This window comes from Massilia genomosp. 1, assembly GCF_011682185.1.
Taxonomy (GTDB): domain Bacteria; phylum Pseudomonadota; class Gammaproteobacteria; order Burkholderiales; family Burkholderiaceae_D; genus Telluria_A; species Telluria_A rubra.
In genome coordinates, this window is record NZ_WHJF01000003.1 from 67,928 (window position 1) to 84,506 (window position 16,579).

At 64.8% G+C, this 16,579-nt stretch carries 19 protein-coding genes and 1 tRNA gene; 12 read left to right on the forward strand and 8 right to left on the reverse strand.

Features of this window, described 5'->3' with window-relative positions:
* The first annotated feature begins 2 nt into the window (after positions 1 to 2).
* From dut to F1735_RS01755, 3 genes are read left to right on the forward strand one after another with little or no spacing between them, the layout of a single operon-like run.
* Positions 3 to 452 carry a dUTP diphosphatase gene (gene dut, locus F1735_RS01745; RefSeq protein ID WP_166896677.1) on the forward strand — a complete coding sequence of 150 codons (450 nt, stop codon included), beginning with the start codon at positions 3 to 5 and terminating at the stop codon, positions 450 to 452.
* A 12-nt stretch (positions 453 to 464) separates the two neighbouring features.
* On the forward strand, positions 465 to 1,556 hold the full coding sequence (locus tag F1735_RS01750) for a M48 family metallopeptidase (RefSeq protein WP_167235317.1): 1,092 nt from the start codon (positions 465 to 467) through the stop codon (positions 1,554 to 1,556).
* Positions 1,553 to 1,945: a surface-adhesin E family protein gene (locus F1735_RS01755; RefSeq protein WP_167235318.1), complete on the forward strand. Its 393-nt coding sequence runs from the start codon at positions 1,553 to 1,555 to the stop codon at positions 1,943 to 1,945. The genes F1735_RS01750 and F1735_RS01755 overlap by 4 nt, the downstream gene beginning before the upstream one ends.
* A 12-nt stretch (positions 1,946 to 1,957) precedes the next feature.
* Here the strand turns inward: F1735_RS01755 and F1735_RS37350 are convergent, their stop codons facing one another.
* Positions 1,958 to 2,092, reverse strand: coding sequence for a hypothetical protein (locus F1735_RS37350; protein ID WP_267876639.1), 135 nt, complete (start codon positions 2,090 to 2,092; stop codon positions 1,958 to 1,960).
* Between the two features lie 50 nt (positions 2,093 to 2,142).
* Between F1735_RS37350 and F1735_RS01760 the strand changes: the two genes are divergently transcribed.
* The 4 genes from F1735_RS01760 to F1735_RS01775 all read left to right on the forward strand — a co-directional run bounded on the left by F1735_RS01760 (position 2,143) and on the right by F1735_RS01775 (position 6,151).
* A complete protein-coding gene (locus F1735_RS01760; protein WP_167235319.1) occupies positions 2,143 to 3,150 on the forward strand; it encodes an XdhC family protein in 1,008 nt (335 codons plus the stop codon).
* A 100-nt stretch (positions 3,151 to 3,250) separates the two neighbouring features.
* Positions 3,251 to 4,150, forward strand: coding sequence for a DMT family transporter (locus F1735_RS01765; protein WP_167235320.1), 900 nt, complete (start codon positions 3,251 to 3,253; stop codon positions 4,148 to 4,150).
* A gap of 9 nt (positions 4,151 to 4,159) precedes the next feature.
* The gene (locus F1735_RS01770; RefSeq protein ID WP_167235321.1) at positions 4,160 to 5,056 is read left to right on the forward strand and encodes a DNA-3-methyladenine glycosylase family protein; all 897 of its coding nucleotides are present in this window, start codon (positions 4,160 to 4,162) and stop codon (positions 5,054 to 5,056) included.
* Between the two features lie 66 nt (positions 5,057 to 5,122).
* Positions 5,123 to 6,151, forward strand: coding sequence for a MerR family transcriptional regulator (locus F1735_RS01775; protein WP_167235322.1), 1,029 nt, complete (start codon positions 5,123 to 5,125; stop codon positions 6,149 to 6,151).
* 80 nt (positions 6,152 to 6,231) lie between these two features.
* On the opposite strand, the gene F1735_RS01780 is transcribed toward F1735_RS01775, so the two are convergent.
* A tRNA-Met gene (locus F1735_RS01780) sits at positions 6,232 to 6,308 on the reverse strand.
* A gap of 181 nt (positions 6,309 to 6,489) precedes the next feature.
* Here F1735_RS01780 and F1735_RS01785 point away from each other — a divergent pair.
* From F1735_RS01785 to F1735_RS01805, 5 genes are all read left to right on the forward strand, one after another.
* Positions 6,490 to 7,074 (forward strand): NUDIX hydrolase, encoded by a 585-nt coding sequence (locus tag F1735_RS01785; protein ID WP_167235323.1) that lies wholly within the window; start codon positions 6,490 to 6,492, stop codon positions 7,072 to 7,074.
* A 3-nt stretch (positions 7,075 to 7,077) separates the two neighbouring features.
* Complete coding sequence (gene aat / locus F1735_RS01790; RefSeq protein ID WP_167235324.1) at positions 7,078 to 7,815, forward strand: leucyl/phenylalanyl-tRNA--protein transferase; 738 nt, start codon at positions 7,078 to 7,080, stop codon at positions 7,813 to 7,815.
* Between the two features lie 74 nt (positions 7,816 to 7,889).
* Positions 7,890 to 8,618 (forward strand): arginyltransferase, encoded by a 729-nt coding sequence (locus tag F1735_RS01795; protein ID WP_167235325.1) that lies wholly within the window; start codon positions 7,890 to 7,892, stop codon positions 8,616 to 8,618.
* A 66-nt stretch (positions 8,619 to 8,684) separates the two neighbouring features.
* On the forward strand, positions 8,685 to 9,722 hold the full coding sequence (locus F1735_RS01800) for a quinone-dependent dihydroorotate dehydrogenase (protein WP_167235326.1): 1,038 nt from the start codon (positions 8,685 to 8,687) through the stop codon (positions 9,720 to 9,722).
* 10 nt (positions 9,723 to 9,732) lie between these two features.
* Entirely contained in the window at positions 9,733 to 10,779 is a 1,047-nt protein-coding gene (locus F1735_RS01805; protein WP_167235327.1) for an aldo/keto reductase, read from the forward strand.
* A gap of 92 nt (positions 10,780 to 10,871) precedes the next feature.
* Here the strand turns inward: F1735_RS01805 and F1735_RS01810 are convergent, their stop codons facing one another.
* The 6 genes from F1735_RS01810 to cysT all read right to left on the reverse strand — a co-directional run bounded on the left by F1735_RS01810 (position 10,872) and on the right by cysT (position 16,457).
* Positions 10,872 to 12,098, reverse strand: a complete 1,227-nt coding sequence (locus F1735_RS01810; RefSeq protein WP_167235328.1) for a DUF2325 domain-containing protein — start codon at positions 12,096 to 12,098, stop codon at positions 10,872 to 10,874.
* 10 nt (positions 12,099 to 12,108) lie between these two features.
* Positions 12,109 to 12,384 (reverse strand): hypothetical protein, encoded by a 276-nt coding sequence (locus F1735_RS01815; RefSeq protein WP_187364125.1) that lies wholly within the window; start codon positions 12,382 to 12,384, stop codon positions 12,109 to 12,111.
* Between the two features lie 233 nt (positions 12,385 to 12,617).
* Positions 12,618 to 13,556 (reverse strand): CysB family HTH-type transcriptional regulator, encoded by a 939-nt coding sequence (locus F1735_RS01820; protein WP_167235329.1) that lies wholly within the window; start codon positions 13,554 to 13,556, stop codon positions 12,618 to 12,620.
* Positions 13,553 to 14,626, reverse strand: coding sequence for a sulfate/molybdate ABC transporter ATP-binding protein (locus tag F1735_RS01825; protein ID WP_167235330.1), 1,074 nt, complete (start codon positions 14,624 to 14,626; stop codon positions 13,553 to 13,555). Before F1735_RS01825 ends, F1735_RS01820 begins: the two co-directional genes overlap by 4 nt.
* Positions 14,623 to 15,558, reverse strand: a complete 936-nt coding sequence (cysW, locus tag F1735_RS01830; RefSeq protein ID WP_167235331.1) for a sulfate ABC transporter permease subunit CysW — start codon at positions 15,556 to 15,558, stop codon at positions 14,623 to 14,625. Before cysW ends, F1735_RS01825 begins: the two co-directional genes overlap by 4 nt.
* On the reverse strand, positions 15,555 to 16,457 hold the full coding sequence (gene cysT, locus F1735_RS01835; protein WP_167235332.1) for a sulfate ABC transporter permease subunit CysT: 903 nt from the start codon (positions 16,455 to 16,457) through the stop codon (positions 15,555 to 15,557). The genes cysW and cysT overlap by 4 nt, the downstream gene beginning before the upstream one ends.
* Positions 16,458 to 16,579: the final 122 nt, after the last annotated feature.

The window sequence follows — 16,579 nt, forward strand, 5'->3', positions numbered from 1 at the left end:
CCATGAAAACCATTGACGTCAAAATCCTCGACCCGCGCATGAAGGACCAGCTGCCGGCCTACGCCACGCCGGGCAGCGCCGGCCTCGATCTGCGCGCCTGCATCGACCAACCGATTACCATCGAAGCCGGCGCCACCGTGCTCATTCCCACCGGGCTGGCCATTCACGTGAGCGACCCCGGTTACGCCGCCATGATCCTGCCGCGCAGCGGCATGGGCCACAAGAACGGCATCGTGCTGGGGAATCTGGTAGGCTTGATCGACTCCGACTATCAGGGACAACTGATGGTATCGACCTGGAACCGTGGCCAGAACGCCTTCACGCTCAACCCCATGGAGCGCCTGGCGCAACTGATCGTGGTGCCGGTGGTGCAGGTCGGATTCAACATCGTCGACGATTTCGACACAAGCGAACGCGGTGCCGGCGGTTTCGGCAGCACCGGCAAACACTAATTGGAGACTCCTATGGCCCGTTTCACTGGTCTGCTTCCGGCTGTGCCGGTAATCTGCCTGGCATTCATGTTGTCGGCTTGCGAGACGACCGGGCCAGCCCCTGATGCCACTCCCACGGTCCCCATGCCGCAGCAGCCGGCCGAGCCGCCGGTGCGCGCGGTCACGCCGCGCATGGCCGCCGCCGCCGAAGCGCTGACCAAGATGGCGGGCCTGCAGGAACGCCTGTACCGCATCGCGGCTCCGCTCCTGATTAACAATACGGACCTGTGCAAGTCGTCCACGCGCAACCTGCTCGGCTTCACCGCACGCAACCGCTACTGGTATCCGGGCGAGTACAACGAAGCCGCGCAGATCGCCTTCGACATGGGCGAGCGCCTGCAGGTGACCGGCGTACTGGCCGGCAGCGGCGCCGCGCGCGCCGGACTGCGACGCGGGGACAACCTCATTTCGGCCAGCGGCAAGGCGCTGCCGGTCGGCCCCAACGCGTCGAGCACGGTCGGTTCCGTGTTCGGTCCCCTGGTCGCCAAGCAGGCCAGCCTGGCGCTGCAGATCGAGCGTGACGACAAGACCCGCGAGCTCACCGTGCCGGTCACGCGCGCCTGCGGTTTTGCGATCGAACTGGGAAATGCCGATAACGTCAACTCGTATGCCGACGGTTCGCGCGTCATGGTTACGCGCGGCATGCTGCACTTCGCGAAAAACGACGAGGAGGTCGCCTACCTGCTGGCCAAGGGCATGGCGCACAACATTCTCGGACACGCCACGGCGCAGCGCAGCGTCAGCACCATCGGCAGCATCATCGACAACCTGACCAACGTGCGGCCCGATACCTCGATGTTGATCGGCACCGGCGGCATGAAGGCCATGCCGCCGGAACTCGACGCCGCCGCCGACCATCTGAGCATGTACCTGCTGGCGCGCGCCGGCGTGAGCATCGATGGCGCACCGGCGTTCTGGAAGCGCCTGGCCTCGACCTATCCGGCCACGGTGTTGAACGGCTACGTCGCCAACCACCCCGGCACTGCCGCGCGCCTGGCCGCGATCGACAAGGCCACGGCCGACATCAAGTCCAAGCACGCCGCCAAGAAAACCATCGCGCCATGAAAAAACTGCTGCTCGCCTGCCTGATGCTGCCATTGCTCGCGCAGGCGGCGCAGTGGATCAAAGTGGGTTCGGCCGCGGGCAGCGTCTCGTTCATCGACAAGAGCAGCATCATCAGGAGCGACAAGAGCTACAAGGTGTGGTCGCTGGTGTCGTACGCGAAGGAGCAGGCCACGCCCGAAGGCACGCCCTACCTGTCGATGAAGGCGCTGCACCTGTATTCATGCGCAAACCGCACCACTACCTTGCTCAGCCAGGTGTACTACGCCGAGGCGATGGGCAAGGGACCGGTCTCGCAAAGCTTCAAGTACGAAAAATTCGCACCGGAAGACATTGTGCCCGACAGCGTGTCGGACGGCGCGCTGCAGCTTATCTGCAAGCGCAGGAAGTAAAACCGCGCATTCTCAGCCTGGAAAATCCGGGAAGTACGTCCCCATGATCCAGGTCAGCACGCCGCAAAACACCACCACCCCGACGAGGACGATCAGCAAACGGCCGAACTTCGGCGAACCATCGTCATTTTTTGTATCATTGCTCATCTTCCCACCCACCATGTGCTCGATTCAGGAGCGCCAGTATATTCGATTCAATGGACAGCATAGACCTGGAAGTATTAAAGACCGCCTCGGCATGGATCGCCGCCGGTCAGCGCTGCGAATTGATCACCGTGATCAAGACCTGGGGCTCGAGCCCGCGCCCGATCGGCGCCACGCTCGCCATTTGCGACGACGGCCGCGTGGTCGGCTCGGTCTCGGGAGGCTGCATCGAAGATGACCTGATCGAGCGCGTGCGCCGGCACGGCATCACGCGCGCGATACCCGAGGTGGTCAGCTACGGCATCAGCGCCGACGAAGCGCACCGCTTCGGCCTGCCCTGCGGCGGCACCATCGAACTGGCGATCGAGCCGCTGTCGCACGACAGCGCCATCGACGAGCTGCTGGCGCGCCTGGAAGCGCACGAACTGCTGGCGCGCCGGCTCGACCTGGCCAGCGGCGCGGTCACCCTGGCGACGGCGCAGCCGGGCGCCGTGCAATTGCTGGCGGACGGCGTGCTGACCACAATTCACGGCCCGCGCTGGCGCCTGTTCATCATCGGCGCCGGCCAGCTCTCGCGCTTTTTGGCGCAGATCGCCACGGCCATGGATTACCACGTCACCGTGTGCGACCCGCGCGAAGAATACCGCGCCGGCTGGAACCTGCCGGGCGTGCAGCTGATGCACATGATGCCCGACGACCTGGTGCTCGAATCGCACCTCGATCACCGCAGCGCCGTGGTGGCGCTCACGCACGACCCCAAGCTGGACGACCTGGCGCTGATGGAGGCGCTCAAGTCCGACGCGTTTTACGTGGGCGCGATCGGCTCGCGCCTGAACAACGCCAAACGGCGCGAGCGGCTCAAGCAATTCGACCTGTCGGACGCGCAGCTGGCGCGCCTGCACGGACCGATTGGCCTCTACATCGGCAGCAAGACGCCGTCCGAGATTGCGATTTCGATTCTCGCGGAACTCACCGCCATCAAGAACGGTGTGCCGGCCGAACTGCAGGTGCGCCATGCGGCGGCGCTGGAGCCGGCCAGCACCGGGGTGTGCGCGGTCTAGTAGCTGATTCAATAGCAACAAGCGGCTTTTGCGCATGCCGCCGGCGCCGCACAATGCCGCTTCGGTACACAAACGCGCCGGGCGCATCGAAAATCGACCCATGAACACCGCCAACCTGCTTCGCCTGATCATCCTCGCCGCCATTTGGGGCAGTTCCTTTCTCTTCATGCGCATCGCCGCGCCCGTGCTCGGGCCGGCCGTGCTGATCGAATACCGGGTTGGCTTTGCGGCCCTGTTCCTGGCCATCGTCGGCGTGATCCTCAAAAAGCGCCTCGACCTGGCCGCCAACTGGAAGCACTACCTGATCCTCGGCTTCATCAACTCCGCCCTGCCCTTCTTGCTGTTCGCCTTTGCCGCGCGCACCTTGTCGGCCTCGGTGCTGTCGGTGCTCAACGCCACCGCGCCGATGTGGGGCGCGCTGATCGGCGCGCTGTGGTCGCGCCAGGCCATCGCCGGCAAACAGATACTCGGCCTCGCGCTCGGCACCTGCGGCGTAGCCCTGCTGGTCGGCTTCGACGACGTCACCGCGCGACCGGGAGCGCCGCTCGCCATCGCCGCCGCCCTGCTGGCCGCATTCTGCTACAGCGTGGCCAGCACCTACGCCAAAACAGCCAAGGCGGTCGAGCCGTTCGCCAACGCGCACGGCAGCATGTGGGCAGCGACCTTGCTGGTGCTGCCGGCGCTGCCGTTCTTTCCCGCGCCGGCCGCAGCCACGCCCGGCATCATGGGCGCCGCGCTTGCACTGGGCATCTTGTGCAGCGGCGTCGCCTACATCATGTACTTCAAGCTGATACAACAAGTCGGCCCGACGTCCGCGCTGACCGTCACCTTCCTCAGTCCCCTGTTCGGCATTTTGTGGGGCGTGCTGTTTTTGTCGGAGCACGTGGGCTGGTACACGGTTGCCGGCGCCGCCGTCGTCATCGCCGGCACGGCGCTGGTGACCGGATTCACGCCATTCGGACCGCGTGCTATCGTGGCACCCTCGCCCACCAGCAAATAGGTCGCTAGCTTGCAGACGTCGATCCCTCTTCCGGCCGGATATAACAGCGCCGACATCCTCGCCTTCCACAGCCGCGACCCCGAAGGCGTGGCCGAACAGGTGGCGCCGGCGCGCATCCGCAAGGGCGTGATGATCGGCGGCGTGCCGGTACTGCTCGACATCGCCCTCGGCCCCGACGCCGCACTGTGCTCGGTCCATGCCGACGGCACGCTCACACCCGGCGATGTGCGCCAGCTCGACGACGCCCTGCTCAACATCCTGGCGCTGCGGATCGACCCTGCGCCGTTCTTGGCGGCGGTGGCGGCCGACCCGCTGCTGGGACCCGTGGCGCAGCGCCAGCCGGGTTTACGCATCGTACAGTCGGCCACGATTTTCGAGGCGCTGACCTGGGCCATCATCGGCCAGCAAATCAACCTGACCTTTGCCATCGCGCTGCGCCGCACGTTCATCCTGCAGGCCGGCCGCCAGCACAGCAGCGGCTTGTGGTGCTACCCCGAAGCGCGCGATGCGGCGCGCCTCGATGCGGACGCCCTGACCACCCGCAAGTTCTCGCGCTCGAAGGCCGACACCTTGCTGCGCCTGGCGCAGCTGGTCGACAGCGGAACCTTGATGCTCGATCGCCAGCACGAAGCGGGAAGCGTCGCGGCGGCGCTGCTGGCCGTCAAAGGCATCGGCCCGTGGACCGTCAACTACGCACTGCTGCGCGGCTACGGTTACCCCGACTGCTCGCTGCATGGCGACGTCGCCATCCGTGCGGCCTTCCAGCACCTGCTGGGCGAAGAGGCCAAGCCGGACATGGCGCGCACCGAAGCCCTGCTGGCGCGCTACGCGCCGCACCGGACCATGGCGGCGGCGCACCTGTGGGCCAGCCTGCATCCACGCCCGCAAACCGGCACTGGCGAATAGGCGCTTGACCCTGACGCCACGTCAGGCTCCAGACTGTGTTCACGCATGAAGACAAGGAGCGATTCGATGAAGTTGAAAATAGGCGAGCTGGCGAAACGGTCAGGATTGACGGTGCGCGCGCTCCATCATTACGACAGCATCGGCCTTCTGTGTCCTTCGGCGCGTTCCGAGGCCGGCTACCGCCTGTACAACCGCGACGACATCGCCCGCCTGCACCAGGTGCAGGCGTTGCGCCGCTTTGGCGTGTCGCTGGCCGACATCGGAACCTTCCTGGCCAATCCGGGCTCGAACCTGTCGGGCATCGTGGAGCAGCAGATCGCCGCGCTGACCCGCCAGATCGACCAGGCCGGCATCTTGCGCGCGCAGCTGACCACGCTGCACCGCGAACTCGATGCCGGGCTGGAGCCGGACCTGGCCGCGTGGCTGACCACTTTGGAGTTAATGACCATGTACGATACCTATTTTTCAAAAGAAGAACTGAAACAGCTGCCGTTTTTCGCCGGCGACGCCGCCTGCATCGCCGAGTGGGATGCGATGGTGGCGCGCTTCAAGCAAATGATCGCCGCCGGCACGCCGGCATCAAGCCCTGCCGCGCAATTGCTGTCGCAGGAATGGATGTTGAAGTTGGAGCGCGACACCAATGGCGACCCGGACATCATGGTGCGCATCCTTGCCATGCAGGCGCGCGAACCGGCGCTGCGCGAGCAGAACGGCATCACACCGGAGGTGGAGGCGTTTTTGAAGGAAGCATTCACCCAGTCGCGCCTGGCGATATTCAAGAAATACGTCTCGCCCGCGCAGTTCGCGTACATGGATGCGCACTATCGCCTGCGCATGGACGAGTGGCCGGCGCTGATCGCGCGGGTGCGCAAGGCCATCGCGGACGGCGCCGCCCCGGACGATCCGCCGGTGCGGCAGTTGATGCGCGAATGGATCGATTTATCGCAGTCGTTCGCCGGCGACGATCCCGCCACCCACGCGAAAATCCGCACCGCTTACGAAAAGGAAGCACTGCTGATGATCGGCAGCTGGATCACCGATGAGATGAAGGCGTTCATCGGACAAGCCATGGCGGCCTTGCGCCAGCATTCCTGAGCCGAGCGCAGCACTAAAAGTGCTGTCCGCAAAAGCGAAAGCCGCTGATTCCTGTAAGAGAATCAGCGGCTTGCTGTATTTGGTTGCGGGGACAGGATTTGAACCTGTGACCTTCGGGTTATGAGCCCGACGAGCTGCCAGACTGCTCCACCCCGCGTCTGTATGTAGCTATTATAGGGGCCTTTTCAGAATTAGGCAATATTAATCCAATCAAGATGTGCGATAGCTGTAAACCAAACGCGGGCGCAGGGGCGTCAGCGCGCTTTTACGCCCCGCGCGCACCGCATCCGGCCTGCAATCGGTGTACAGTAAGCGAAAATCATTCTTCCCATTTGACTATGAAATTTTGTTCCGAATGCGCCCATCCCGTCGACCTGCTCATCCCGGAGGGCGATAACCGTCCGCGCTATGTGTGCAAGCAATGCGCGGCGATCCACTACCAGAACCCCAAGCTCGTCGTCGGCTCCATTCCTGTCTGGCAACCGGAGGGCGAAGAAGTGCGCGTGCTGCTGTGCAAGCGCGCGATCGAACCGCGCCACGGCTTCTGGACCTTGCCGGCCGGCTTCATGGAAAACGATGAAACCACCGCCGAGGCCGCCGTTCGCGAAACCGAAGAGGAAGCCGGCGCCGACATCGAGATCGGCAGCTTGTTCAGCCTGCTTAATGTAGCTCAGGTGCATCAGGTCCATCTGTTCTACCTGGCCCGCCTGCGCAGCCTGGACTTTGCGCCCGGCATCGAAAGCCTGGATGCGCGCATGTTCGCCGAGCACGAGATTCCGTGGGACGACCTGGCCTTCCCCACCATCCGCACCACCCTGGAACTGTTTTTCGCCGACTGCGCCCGCCTGCGCGACGGCGGCGGCTTCGGCTTCCACACGCACGACGTGGTGCGGGCGATGCGCATTGCCAGCGATCCCGAATAAGCCATGATTCCCTGGCTTGAGACCGATTCGCCGTTTCCCGACGTCGCCGCAGCGCTCACCTCCGACGCGCCGGGCCTGCTGGCGGCCGGCGCCGACCTGTCCCCCGAGCGCCTGCTGAGCGCCTACCGCCACGGCATCTTTCCCTGGTTTTCCGAAGGCCAGCCCATCCTCTGGTGGAGCACCGACCCGCGCATGGTGCTGATGACTGAAGATTTTCGCATCAGCAACAGTCTGCGCAAGGCCCTGCGCCGGGTCGAGCGCAGCATGGAAGAAGGCGGACGCTGGCAGGTGCGCTTCGACAGCGCTTTTGGCGACGTGATGCGCGCCTGCGCCGCCCCGCGCAAGGATGGACCGGGCACCTGGATCTCGGACGACATCGTCGCAGGCTACAGCGGCCTGCACGCGATGGCTTACGCCCACTCGTCGGAACTGTGGCTCGATGGCGAACTGGTTGGCGGCGCCTATGGCGTGTGCATCGGCCGCATGTTCTACGGCGAGTCGATGTTCGCGCGCGTGACCGACGGCTCCAAGATCGCGCTTGCTTTCCTGGTCGCCTTCTTGCGCCGCCACGGCGTTGCCATGATCGACTGCCAGCAAGAGACCGGCCACCTGGCGTCGCTGGGCGCGGCGCCGATTGCGCGCAGCGCCTTTTTGGCGCATTTGCGCGACGCGATCGCCAAGCCCGGCATCGCACAATGGAAACCGGGCTCGCCATTTACACAGATGCCGCATGCAGCGTAAAGTTTCGCTACAATAGAACCGAAGGAAGCAACCAGGGCCACCGTTCGCAACCACGCCGTATCGAAAGCGACTGCATGACGCACTTAAACGACCTGCCTTTCTCGACGCTGCAGTTCTACACCACAGCGCCCTACCCGTGCAGCTATCTCGACGCCCGGCAGGCGCGCTCGCAAGTGGCCACCCCTTCGCACCTGATCAACGCCGACGTCTACTCCGAACTGGTCAAGAATGGCTTCCGGCGCAGCGGCATTTTCACCTATCGCCCTTACTGCGACGGCTGCAACGCCTGCATTCCGGTACGCGTGCGCGCCGCCGAATTTGCCCCCAGCCGCGGCCAGCGGCGCGCCTGGACGCGCCACGCGGCGCTGGTGGCCACCGTCGCCAACCTGAGTTTTTCGGACGAACACTACGCGCTCTACCTGCGCTACCAGACCACGCGCCACGTCGGCGGCGGCATGGACCAGGACAGCCGCGACCAGTACGCCCAGTTCCTGCTGCAAAGCCGCGTCAACACGCGCCTGGTGGAGTTCCGCGATGGCGAGGGCGTGCTGCGCATGGTCTCGATCATCGACGTGCTGTCGGACGGCCTGTCGTCGGTGTACACGTTTTTCGACCCCGACGCGCCAGGCGCCTCCTTCGGCACCTACAACGTGCTGTGGCAGATCGCCCAGGCCAGCGAACTGAAACTGCCCTTCGTGTATCTCGGATACTGGATCGAGCAAAGTCCCAAGATGGCCTACAAGATCAACTTCCGGCCGCTCGAAGCGCGCATCGACGGCATCTGGAGCCTGCTCGATCGCTAACCGGCAGTGAGCGGCCAGCCCCGGCGCACGGTAAAATGCCGGCACCCGCACCAACCCGAGCACTCCATGTCCCAGAAACTGCTGTATGCCTTAGGTCGTCCCCTGCTGTTTACCCTCAAGCCCGAGACGGCGCACAACGTCACCCTGCCCTTGCTGCGTAGCGCGGCCGCGCTGGGCCTGACCGGCCTGTTAAGCAAACCCGCGCCCGATCCGCGCATCGTCATGGGCATCACCTTCCCCAACCCGGTCGGCCTGGCCGCGGGGCTGGACAAGGATGGCGCCTACATCGACGGCCTCTCAAGCCTCGGTTTCGGCTTCATCGAAGTGGGCACCGTCACGCCCAAGCCGCAGCCGGGCAATCCCAAGCCGCGCATTTTCCGCATTCCGGCCAAGCGCGCGGTGATCAACCGCATGGGCTTTAACAATGGCGGGGTCGATGCCTTTGTCGCCAACGTGCAGGCATCGAAATTTTACCAGGACAAGCAGGGCGTGCTTGGCCTGAACATCGGCAAGAACGCCAGCACGCCGATCGACAACGCGGTCGACGACTATCTGCACTGCCTCGACAAAGTGTACCCGTACGCCAGCTACGTGACGGTCAATATCTCCTCGCCGAACACCGCCAACCTGCGCCAGCTGCAGGGCGCGTCGGAACTGGACGCCCTGCTCGCGCGGCTGAAAGACGCGCAACTGCGCCTGGCCGACCAGCACAAGCGCTACGTGCCGCTGGCCCTCAAGATCGCGCCCGACGTCGACGGCGACCAGATCAAGGATATCGCCGGGGCCCTGCTGCGCCACAAGATCGACGGCGTCATCGCCACCAACACCACGCTTAGCCACCGCGAAGTCGAGCGCATGCGGCACGGCCAGGAAACCGGCGGCGTGTCGGGCGACCCGGTGTTCGACCTGTCGAACATCGTGATCCGCGCGCTGCGCCAGGAACTGGGCGACGCGCTGCCGATTATCGGCGTGGGCGGCATCATGCGCGGGGCCGACGCCAAAGAAAAAATCCATCTGGGCGCCTCGCTGGTACAGTTATATACCGGCCTGATTTACCAGGGGCCAGGCCTGATCCGCGAATGCGCGCAGGCCCTTCGACCATAAGGAACGCACCATGATCAAGACCAGGCTCGGACGCACCCCGCTCGAGGTATCGAAAATCTGCCTCGGCAGCATGACCTTCGGCGAGCAAAACAGCGAAACCGACGCGCACAGCCAGCTCGATTACGCGCTCGAGCGTGGCATCAATTTTGTCGACACCGCCGAAATGTATCCGGTCATGCCGCGTCCGCAGACGCAGGGCGACACCGAGCGCTTTATCGGCAGCTGGCTCAAAAAGAGCGGCCGGCGCGGCGAGATCGTCCTGGCCACCAAGGCGGCCGGGCCGAATCCGAACCTGCACTGGGTGCGCGAAGGAAAGCAGGACCTCGATGCCACCAGCCTGCGCGCGGCGGTGGAAGATAGCCTGCGGCGCCTGCAGACCGACCATATCGATCTGTACCAGCTGCACTGGCCGAGCCGGAATGTGCCGATCTTCGGCGCCACCGCGTTCGACCCGGCCCAGGAGCGCGCGGCCATTCCCGTCGAAGAGACCCTGGCCGGCCTGAAGGACCTGATCGACGCCGGCAAGATAGGCCATATCGGCTTGTCGAACGAGAGCGCGTGGGGCGTGAGCGAATTCGTCAAGCAGGCCGAGATGAAAGGCCTGCCGCGTATTGCCAGCGTGCAGAACCTGTACAACCTGACCGCGCGTAAGTTCGAGACCAGCCTGATGGACGAAACCTGCTTTCGCGAAGATGTGGGTTTGCTGGCCTACAGCCCGCTGGCGTTCGGCCAGTTGAGCGCGAAGTACCTGGACGATCCCAAGGTTAGTGGCCGGCTGACGATTTTCCCGGCGTCGTGGAGCCCGCGTTACCTGCGCGCGCCGGTGCTGGCGGCGGTCAAGGAATACGCGGCGCTGGCGCGCGCCAACGGTATGACGCCGACCCAGATGGCGCTGGCGTGGTGCTACTCGCGCTGGTTCGTGGCCTCGACCATCATCGGCGCGACCAGCCTGGCGCAGCTGAAGGAAAATATCGACGCCATGACGGTGACCCTGGCGCCGGAGGTGGTGGCCGAGATCGACGCGATTCACGCGCGCATTACCAACCCGGGCGCCTGAGCGTCGTTCCCGCGCAGGCGGGAACCCAAGTTCGCCGCTACACCACTGAATTGGATTCCCGCCTGCGCGGGAATGACGGAGTGTGGTAGTGGCTACCGCTCCGCCAGAATCGCGATCTGCCGCAGCCCGCGTGAAAAACTCGTACTGCTCGGATTTTCCACGAACACGCACTGCTTGCCGGTGCGCTTGCAGTGTTCCTTCACGCGCCAGTAGGCGTTGTGGCTGATGCAGCCGGTCTGGCAAATCACCAGGTCGGCCGCCGCCAGGTTGGCGTCCAGCAGATCGGCGCCGTGCTCCTGGCCCCCGTCATGGTGCGCGAACCTGGCGCCCGCCTCCTCCGTCATGCAGCGGTAACTGGCCACGCTGGCGCTCCTGCCGCCCACGCACAGCAAGGTCTTGTCGACCAGCTGCGCCGCCGCAATCGCTTCTGCCGCGTCTTCCTCGCACACCGGCGCGTCGACCGGCCGCGCCGCCTGCAAGGCGTCGAGCTGGCGCGTGGACGCCGCCAGTTGCTGGCGCAGCTGCGCCAGCTGCGCATCGCGCGCATTCAAGCGCTGCGCCGCATCATCGAGCTTTTGCTTGAGCCGCGTGCGCGCTTCCAGGTCCGGCACCGAGGCCGCCAGTTCCGCCATGTCGGCCTGCAAAAATGCGACCTTGCTCTCGCGCGCCACCAGCTCGGCGCGCGCGCTCATCAACTGCGCCTGCACCTGTTCCAGCTCGCGCGCCTTGTCGGCCAAGGTGCGCACGTGGCGCTGCTGCGATTGCGCCAGTTCGGCCGCCAGCGCGGCATTCTCTTCCTGCAGTTCGAGGTAGTGCGCGTGGTCGATGCGCGTATTGGCGCCGGCCTGGTGCTGGATCATGTGCATCTCGCGCAGCACCGTGTCCTGCACCAAAAAGTCGCTGCGCGGGTGCGTCAGCGCGGCCCAGAAGGCCCCGGCCACGTCGCCCTGCGCGATCGCCTGGCGCCACAGCTGCATGACGGCGTCGCCGCTGCGCGCATCCTTGAAGCGCAGCAGCACCAGCGCGTAACGCTGGTCGAGCGCATCCTGCAGCAGGTTCGAGATGCGGTTGCGGTGGGCGCATTCGGCTACCGCGCCGACGTGGATTTCGTAGTCGTCGGCCAGGGCCTGGCCACGCACGCCCTTGTTCACCAGCTTGCGCAGCACCCCGAGCGGCAGGCACACGCCGATCACCGGGCAGTGGGTATTGGCCGGCAGCTCCCACAAGCGCTGGCGGCGCGACGACGCGCTGCGCGAAGCGGCTTCGCCGTCAGGAGGGAAGAACCGCGCAAGCGGCTTTTTGGCATCGTGGTCGCACATACGCTTCTCCTTAATGCAGCTTGGGGCCGTGGCGCGCTTCGTCAATGACGGCGGCAGCGGCGGCGGCCGCGTTGGACTGGGCTACGTGATCGAGCCGCGCCTGGGCGTCACCGACCATGCCAGACAGCGCGCGGAACGCTTCCGGCGTGAAGCGCACCGAGACGTGGTTCAGCGACAGGTGCAGCACACTGCATTCGGGGCAGATGCTGACGTGGCCGATGGTGCTGTCGGCGATCGTCACATGCTGGCAAGGCTCGCTTGGGTTCTGTGGATGTTTGCTCGACACGATGCTTCCTTGACGGTATGCAGTGGCTGGCGACGGCGGCGGGCTATGCGTGGGTGGATGGCTTGCTGAAATCAAGTATAAACGAGAATCATTCGCATTTGCAAGCGATGAAAGCAGGCTGTCGTCTCCGGTACTGCCGCAACCCACGTCCCGCGAAGGCGGGCACCCAGGTTCGTGCCGAAGCGCTTGGCTGCGCTATGAACCTGGGTTCCCGCCTTCGCGGGAACGACGTTTTACACTTCGCGCGGCGCGTCGGCGTCGAGCGCGCGTTCGATATCGGCGCGCGAGACATCCGGCGCAAACTGCTCGATGAAGTGATACGCATATGCGCGCAGATAGGCGCCGCGCCGCACCGCCAGGCGCGTCACGTTGGCCGCGAACAGGTGCGACGCTTCGACCGCGCGCAGCCCCTTGTCGCGCCCATGGTCGAACGCCATCGAGGCCACGATCCCCACGCCCATCCCCAGGCTCACGTACTGCTTGATGACGTCCGAGTCCATCGCGGTGAGCACGATGTCGGGGCGCACCCCGGCCTTGGCGAACGCCGCATCGATATGCCCGCGCCCCGTGAACCCGACATCGTAGGTAATGAGCGGATAGTCGGCCAGGTCTTCCAGCCGGATTGGCGAGCGGCCAAGCAGCCGATGCCCGTCCGGCACCACGATCAGGTGGCTCCAGCGGTAGCACGGGAACGACACCAGGTCCGGAAACTGCGACAGGCCCTCGGTGGCGATGCCGATATCGGCCTTGCCCGACAAAACCCACTCGGCGATATGATCGGGAGCGCTCTGCTGCAGCGCGATGCGCACCTCGGGGAAGTCCTTGCGGAACGACTGCACCACTTTCGGCAGCGCATAGCGCGCCTGCGTGTGGGTGGCGGCAATGGTCAGGGTGCCGCTGTTCTTGCCGGCGTATTCCATGCTGGCCTGCTGCAGGTTCTCGGCTTCGACCAGCAGGCGGTCGATGATTTTCAGGATGCCCTTGCCCGGATCGGTCAAGCCGGTCAGGCGCTTGCCGTTACGCTCGAAGATCACCACCCCAAGTTCGTCTTCGAGCTCGCGGATCTGGCGGCTCACGCCCGGCTGCGACGTGAACAAGGCATTGGCCACCTCGGTCAGGTTGTAGCCGCGCCGGGCCGCTTCGCGGATGGACCGCAGTTGCTGGAAATTCATATCGCCGCTCCCTGATCGACAAACACCTGCATCCGGCGCGGGCGCACCACCAGCGTTTCGCCTTCCTTCAAGGCCAGCTGGCGATAGCGCTCGTTGGGAATGACCGCTTCGATCAATTCGGCGTTGTCGGCGCGCTCAAGGTCGAGCTGCGCCAGCGGGCCGATCGCGTGCGCGCGGCGCAGCTTGACGACGATGCCGTCCGCGCCCGGCGTGTAGCGGTCGATATCGAGGTCGTGCGGACGCACGTAGGCGGTGCCCTGCCCGTTGCTGGCCGAGGCATGCTCCGGCACCGAAAAACTGGCGTCGCCGCTGGCCATGACGCCGTCGTTCACGCGCCCGTGGAACAGGTTCACATTGCCCAGGAAGCCGTACACAAAGGGCGAGGCCGGGTTGTTGTAGACCTGCTCGGGAGAGCCCAACTGCTCGACCCGGCCCTTGTTCATCAGCACCACCTGGTCCGACACTTCCAGCGCTTCTTCCTGGTCGTGGGTCACGAAAATGCTGGTCACGTGCAGGTCGTCGTGCAGGCGGCGCAGCCAGCGCCGCAGCTCCTTGCGCACCTTGGCGTCGAGCGCGCCGAACGGCTCGTCGAGCAGCAGCACGCGCGGTTCGACCGCCAGTGCGCGCGCCAGGGCGATGCGCTGGCGCTGCCCGCCCGACAGTTGCGGCGGATGGCGGTCGGCCAGCCAGTCGAGCTGCACCAGTTCGAGCAGTTGCTGCACCTTGTGGCGGATCTGCTGTTCGTTCGGCCTATCCTTGCGCGGCTTGACCCGCAAGCCGAAAGCGACGTTCTCGAACACGGTCATGTGCTTGAACAGCGCATAGTGCTGGAACACGAAGCCGACCTGGCGCTCGCGCACGTGGCGGTCGGACGCATCCTGGCCATCGAGCAGCACATGCCCGCTGTCCGGATGCTCCAGCCCCGCGATGATGCGCAGCAGCGTGGTCTTGCCGCAGCCCGAAGGGCCGAGCAGCGCGGTCAGTTCGCCCGAGGGGAACTGCAGCGAAACGTTGTCGAGGGCGACAAAATCGCCAAAGCGCTTGTTGATATTCTTGACTTCGATCGTCATGATCCGTGCTCCATGTTGCGGTCTGCGGCGTGCAGCGCGTGCGTTTCGCGCAGCCGCCATTCGACAAAGGTTTTGATCGCCAGGGTCACCAGCGCCAGCAATGCCAGCAGCGAGGCGACGGCAAAGGCGGCCGCGAAGTTGTATTCGTTATAGAGAATTTCGACGTGCAGCGGCATGGTGGTGGTTTCGCCGCGGATGTGGCCCGACACCACCGACACCGCGCCAAATTCGCCCATCGCCCGCGCGTTACACAAAATCACGCCGTACAGCAGGCCCCATTTGATGTTCGGCAGGGTCACGCGCCAGAACGTGGCCCAGCCCGAGGCGCCCAGCACCAGCGCGGCTTCTTCTTCCTCGTTGCCCTGCGACTGCATCAGCGGAATCAGTTCGCGCGCCACGAAGGGGAAGGTGATGAACACGGTCGCCAGCACGATGCCCGGCACCGCGAACAGGATCTTGACGTCATGCCTGGCCAGCCACTCGCCGAACCAGCCCTGGGCGCCGAACATGAGCACATAGATCAAACCGGCGATCACCGGCGAGACCGAGAACGGCAGGTCGATCAGGGTGAGCAGGATCGATTTGCCCCGGAATTCGAACTTGGCGATGCACCACGCCGCGCACACGCCGAACACCAGGTTGAACGGCACCGAGATGAAGGCGGCGATCAGGGTCAGCTTGATGGCGGCCACCGCATCGGGATCGATAATCGCCGCCACATAGGTTTCGGCGCCCTTCTTGAACGCTTCCGCAAACACGGCGGCCAGTGGAATGAACAGGAACAGGGTGAGGAAGATCAGGGCGATGAGTTTGAGCAGCGCGCTGACCCAGACCGGTTCGAGCGAGTGCGAGCGGCGCAGGAACAGGTGCCGGAACGAGCGGCGCGCACGGCCGGTGGCGGGGGTGGCCGCCTGGTGGGTCGCAGTGCTCATTTTTTACCGGTCCTGGCGCGTGTCCACGCCTGTAGCAGATTGATGGCCAACAGCAGCGCGAACGAAGCCACCAGCATCACCACGGCAATCGCGGTGGCGCCGGCGTAGTTGTACGCTTCGAGCTTGATGTAGATGAGGAGCGGCGTGATTTCGGAGATCATCGGCTGGTTGCCGGCGATGAAAATGACCGAGCCGAATTCGCCGGTGGCGCGCGCGAACGAGAGCGCAAAACCGGTCACCAGGGCCGGCATCACGGCCGGGAACACCACCCGGGTGAAGGTTTGCCAGGCGTTGGCGCCAAGGCTGGCGGCGGCTTCCTCGAGTTCCTTTTCCAGGTCTTCCAGCACTGGCTGCACCGTGCGCACCACGAAGGGCAAGCCGATGAAGGTCAGCGCGACCACCACGCCGAGCGGCGTGTACGACACCTTGATGCCAAGCTCGGTGAAGTACTTGCCGATCCAGCCGTTGGTCGAGTACAGCGCGGTGAGCGTGATGCCGGCCACCGCGGTGGGCAGCGCGAACGGCAGGTCGACCAGCGCATCCATGATGCGCTTGCCGGGGAATTCATAACGCACCAGCACCCACGCGACAATGCCGCCGAAGAAGGTGTTAATCAGCGCCGCGATGAAGGAAGCGCCGAAGCTCAAGCGGTAGGAGGCGAGCGCCTGTTCCGACGCCACCACTTCCCAAAACGCCGGCCAGCTCATGCTGAAGGTCTTGAGGAATACCGACGACAGTGGAATGAGGACGATCAGGCACAGGTAAAACACGGTGAAGCCGAGCGTCAAGCCGAAGCCGGGCAAGACCCGGCGCGGGGTCTTGACATAGAACCAGCGGAACAGCCAGTGGGAGCCGGGAAAGATCCTGGGCGGCTTGTCGCTGGGAAGTGAAGGGGACATGGGACCTCTTATTACAAATTCGTCTAATAAGGGGCAATAATCGCATCAGAACCTCATAACGCAAACGAAGCATTTCTTATTTGTATAGATCGATAGGCTATGAAGATTGCGCCGAGCGGGCG

Excerpts from the sequence above, each read along its gene's own strand:
- F1735_RS01795 (WP_167235325.1), top strand. The coding sequence starts at position 7,890 with ATGACGCACTTAAACGACCTGCCTTTCTCGACGCTGCAGTTCTACACC.
- F1735_RS01775 (WP_167235322.1), top strand. The coding sequence starts at position 5,123 with ATGAAGTTGAAAATAGGCGAGCTGGCGAAACGGTCAGGATTGACGGTG.
- aat (WP_167235324.1), top strand. The coding sequence starts at position 7,078 with ATGATTCCCTGGCTTGAGACCGATTCGCCGTTTCCCGACGTCGCCGCA.
- F1735_RS01785 (WP_167235323.1), top strand. The coding sequence starts at position 6,490 with ATGAAATTTTGTTCCGAATGCGCCCATCCCGTCGACCTGCTCATCCCG.
- F1735_RS01760 (WP_167235319.1), top strand. The coding sequence starts at position 2,143 with ATGGACAGCATAGACCTGGAAGTATTAAAGACCGCCTCGGCATGGATC.
- F1735_RS01800 (WP_167235326.1), top strand. The coding sequence starts at position 8,685 with ATGTCCCAGAAACTGCTGTATGCCTTAGGTCGTCCCCTGCTGTTTACC.
- F1735_RS01765 (WP_167235320.1), top strand. The coding sequence starts at position 3,251 with ATGAACACCGCCAACCTGCTTCGCCTGATCATCCTCGCCGCCATTTGG.
- F1735_RS37350 (WP_267876639.1), bottom strand. The coding sequence starts at position 2,092 with ATGAGCAATGATACAAAAAATGACGATGGTTCGCCGAAGTTCGGCCGT.
- F1735_RS01810 (WP_167235328.1), bottom strand. The coding sequence starts at position 12,098 with ATGTGCGACCACGATGCCAAAAAGCCGCTTGCGCGGTTCTTCCCTCCT.
- F1735_RS01750 (WP_167235317.1), top strand. The coding sequence starts at position 465 with ATGGCCCGTTTCACTGGTCTGCTTCCGGCTGTGCCGGTAATCTGCCTG.
- cysT (WP_167235332.1), bottom strand. The coding sequence starts at position 16,457 with ATGTCCCCTTCACTTCCCAGCGACAAGCCGCCCAGGATCTTTCCCGGC.
- F1735_RS01820 (WP_167235329.1), bottom strand. The coding sequence starts at position 13,556 with ATGAATTTCCAGCAACTGCGGTCCATCCGCGAAGCGGCCCGGCGCGGC.
- cysW (WP_167235331.1), bottom strand. The coding sequence starts at position 15,558 with ATGAGCACTGCGACCCACCAGGCGGCCACCCCCGCCACCGGCCGTGCG.
- dut (WP_166896677.1), top strand. The coding sequence starts at position 3 with ATGAAAACCATTGACGTCAAAATCCTCGACCCGCGCATGAAGGACCAG.
- F1735_RS01755 (WP_167235318.1), top strand. The coding sequence starts at position 1,553 with ATGAAAAAACTGCTGCTCGCCTGCCTGATGCTGCCATTGCTCGCGCAG.
- F1735_RS01825 (WP_167235330.1), bottom strand. The coding sequence starts at position 14,626 with ATGACGATCGAAGTCAAGAATATCAACAAGCGCTTTGGCGATTTTGTC.
- F1735_RS01805 (WP_167235327.1), top strand. The coding sequence starts at position 9,733 with ATGATCAAGACCAGGCTCGGACGCACCCCGCTCGAGGTATCGAAAATC.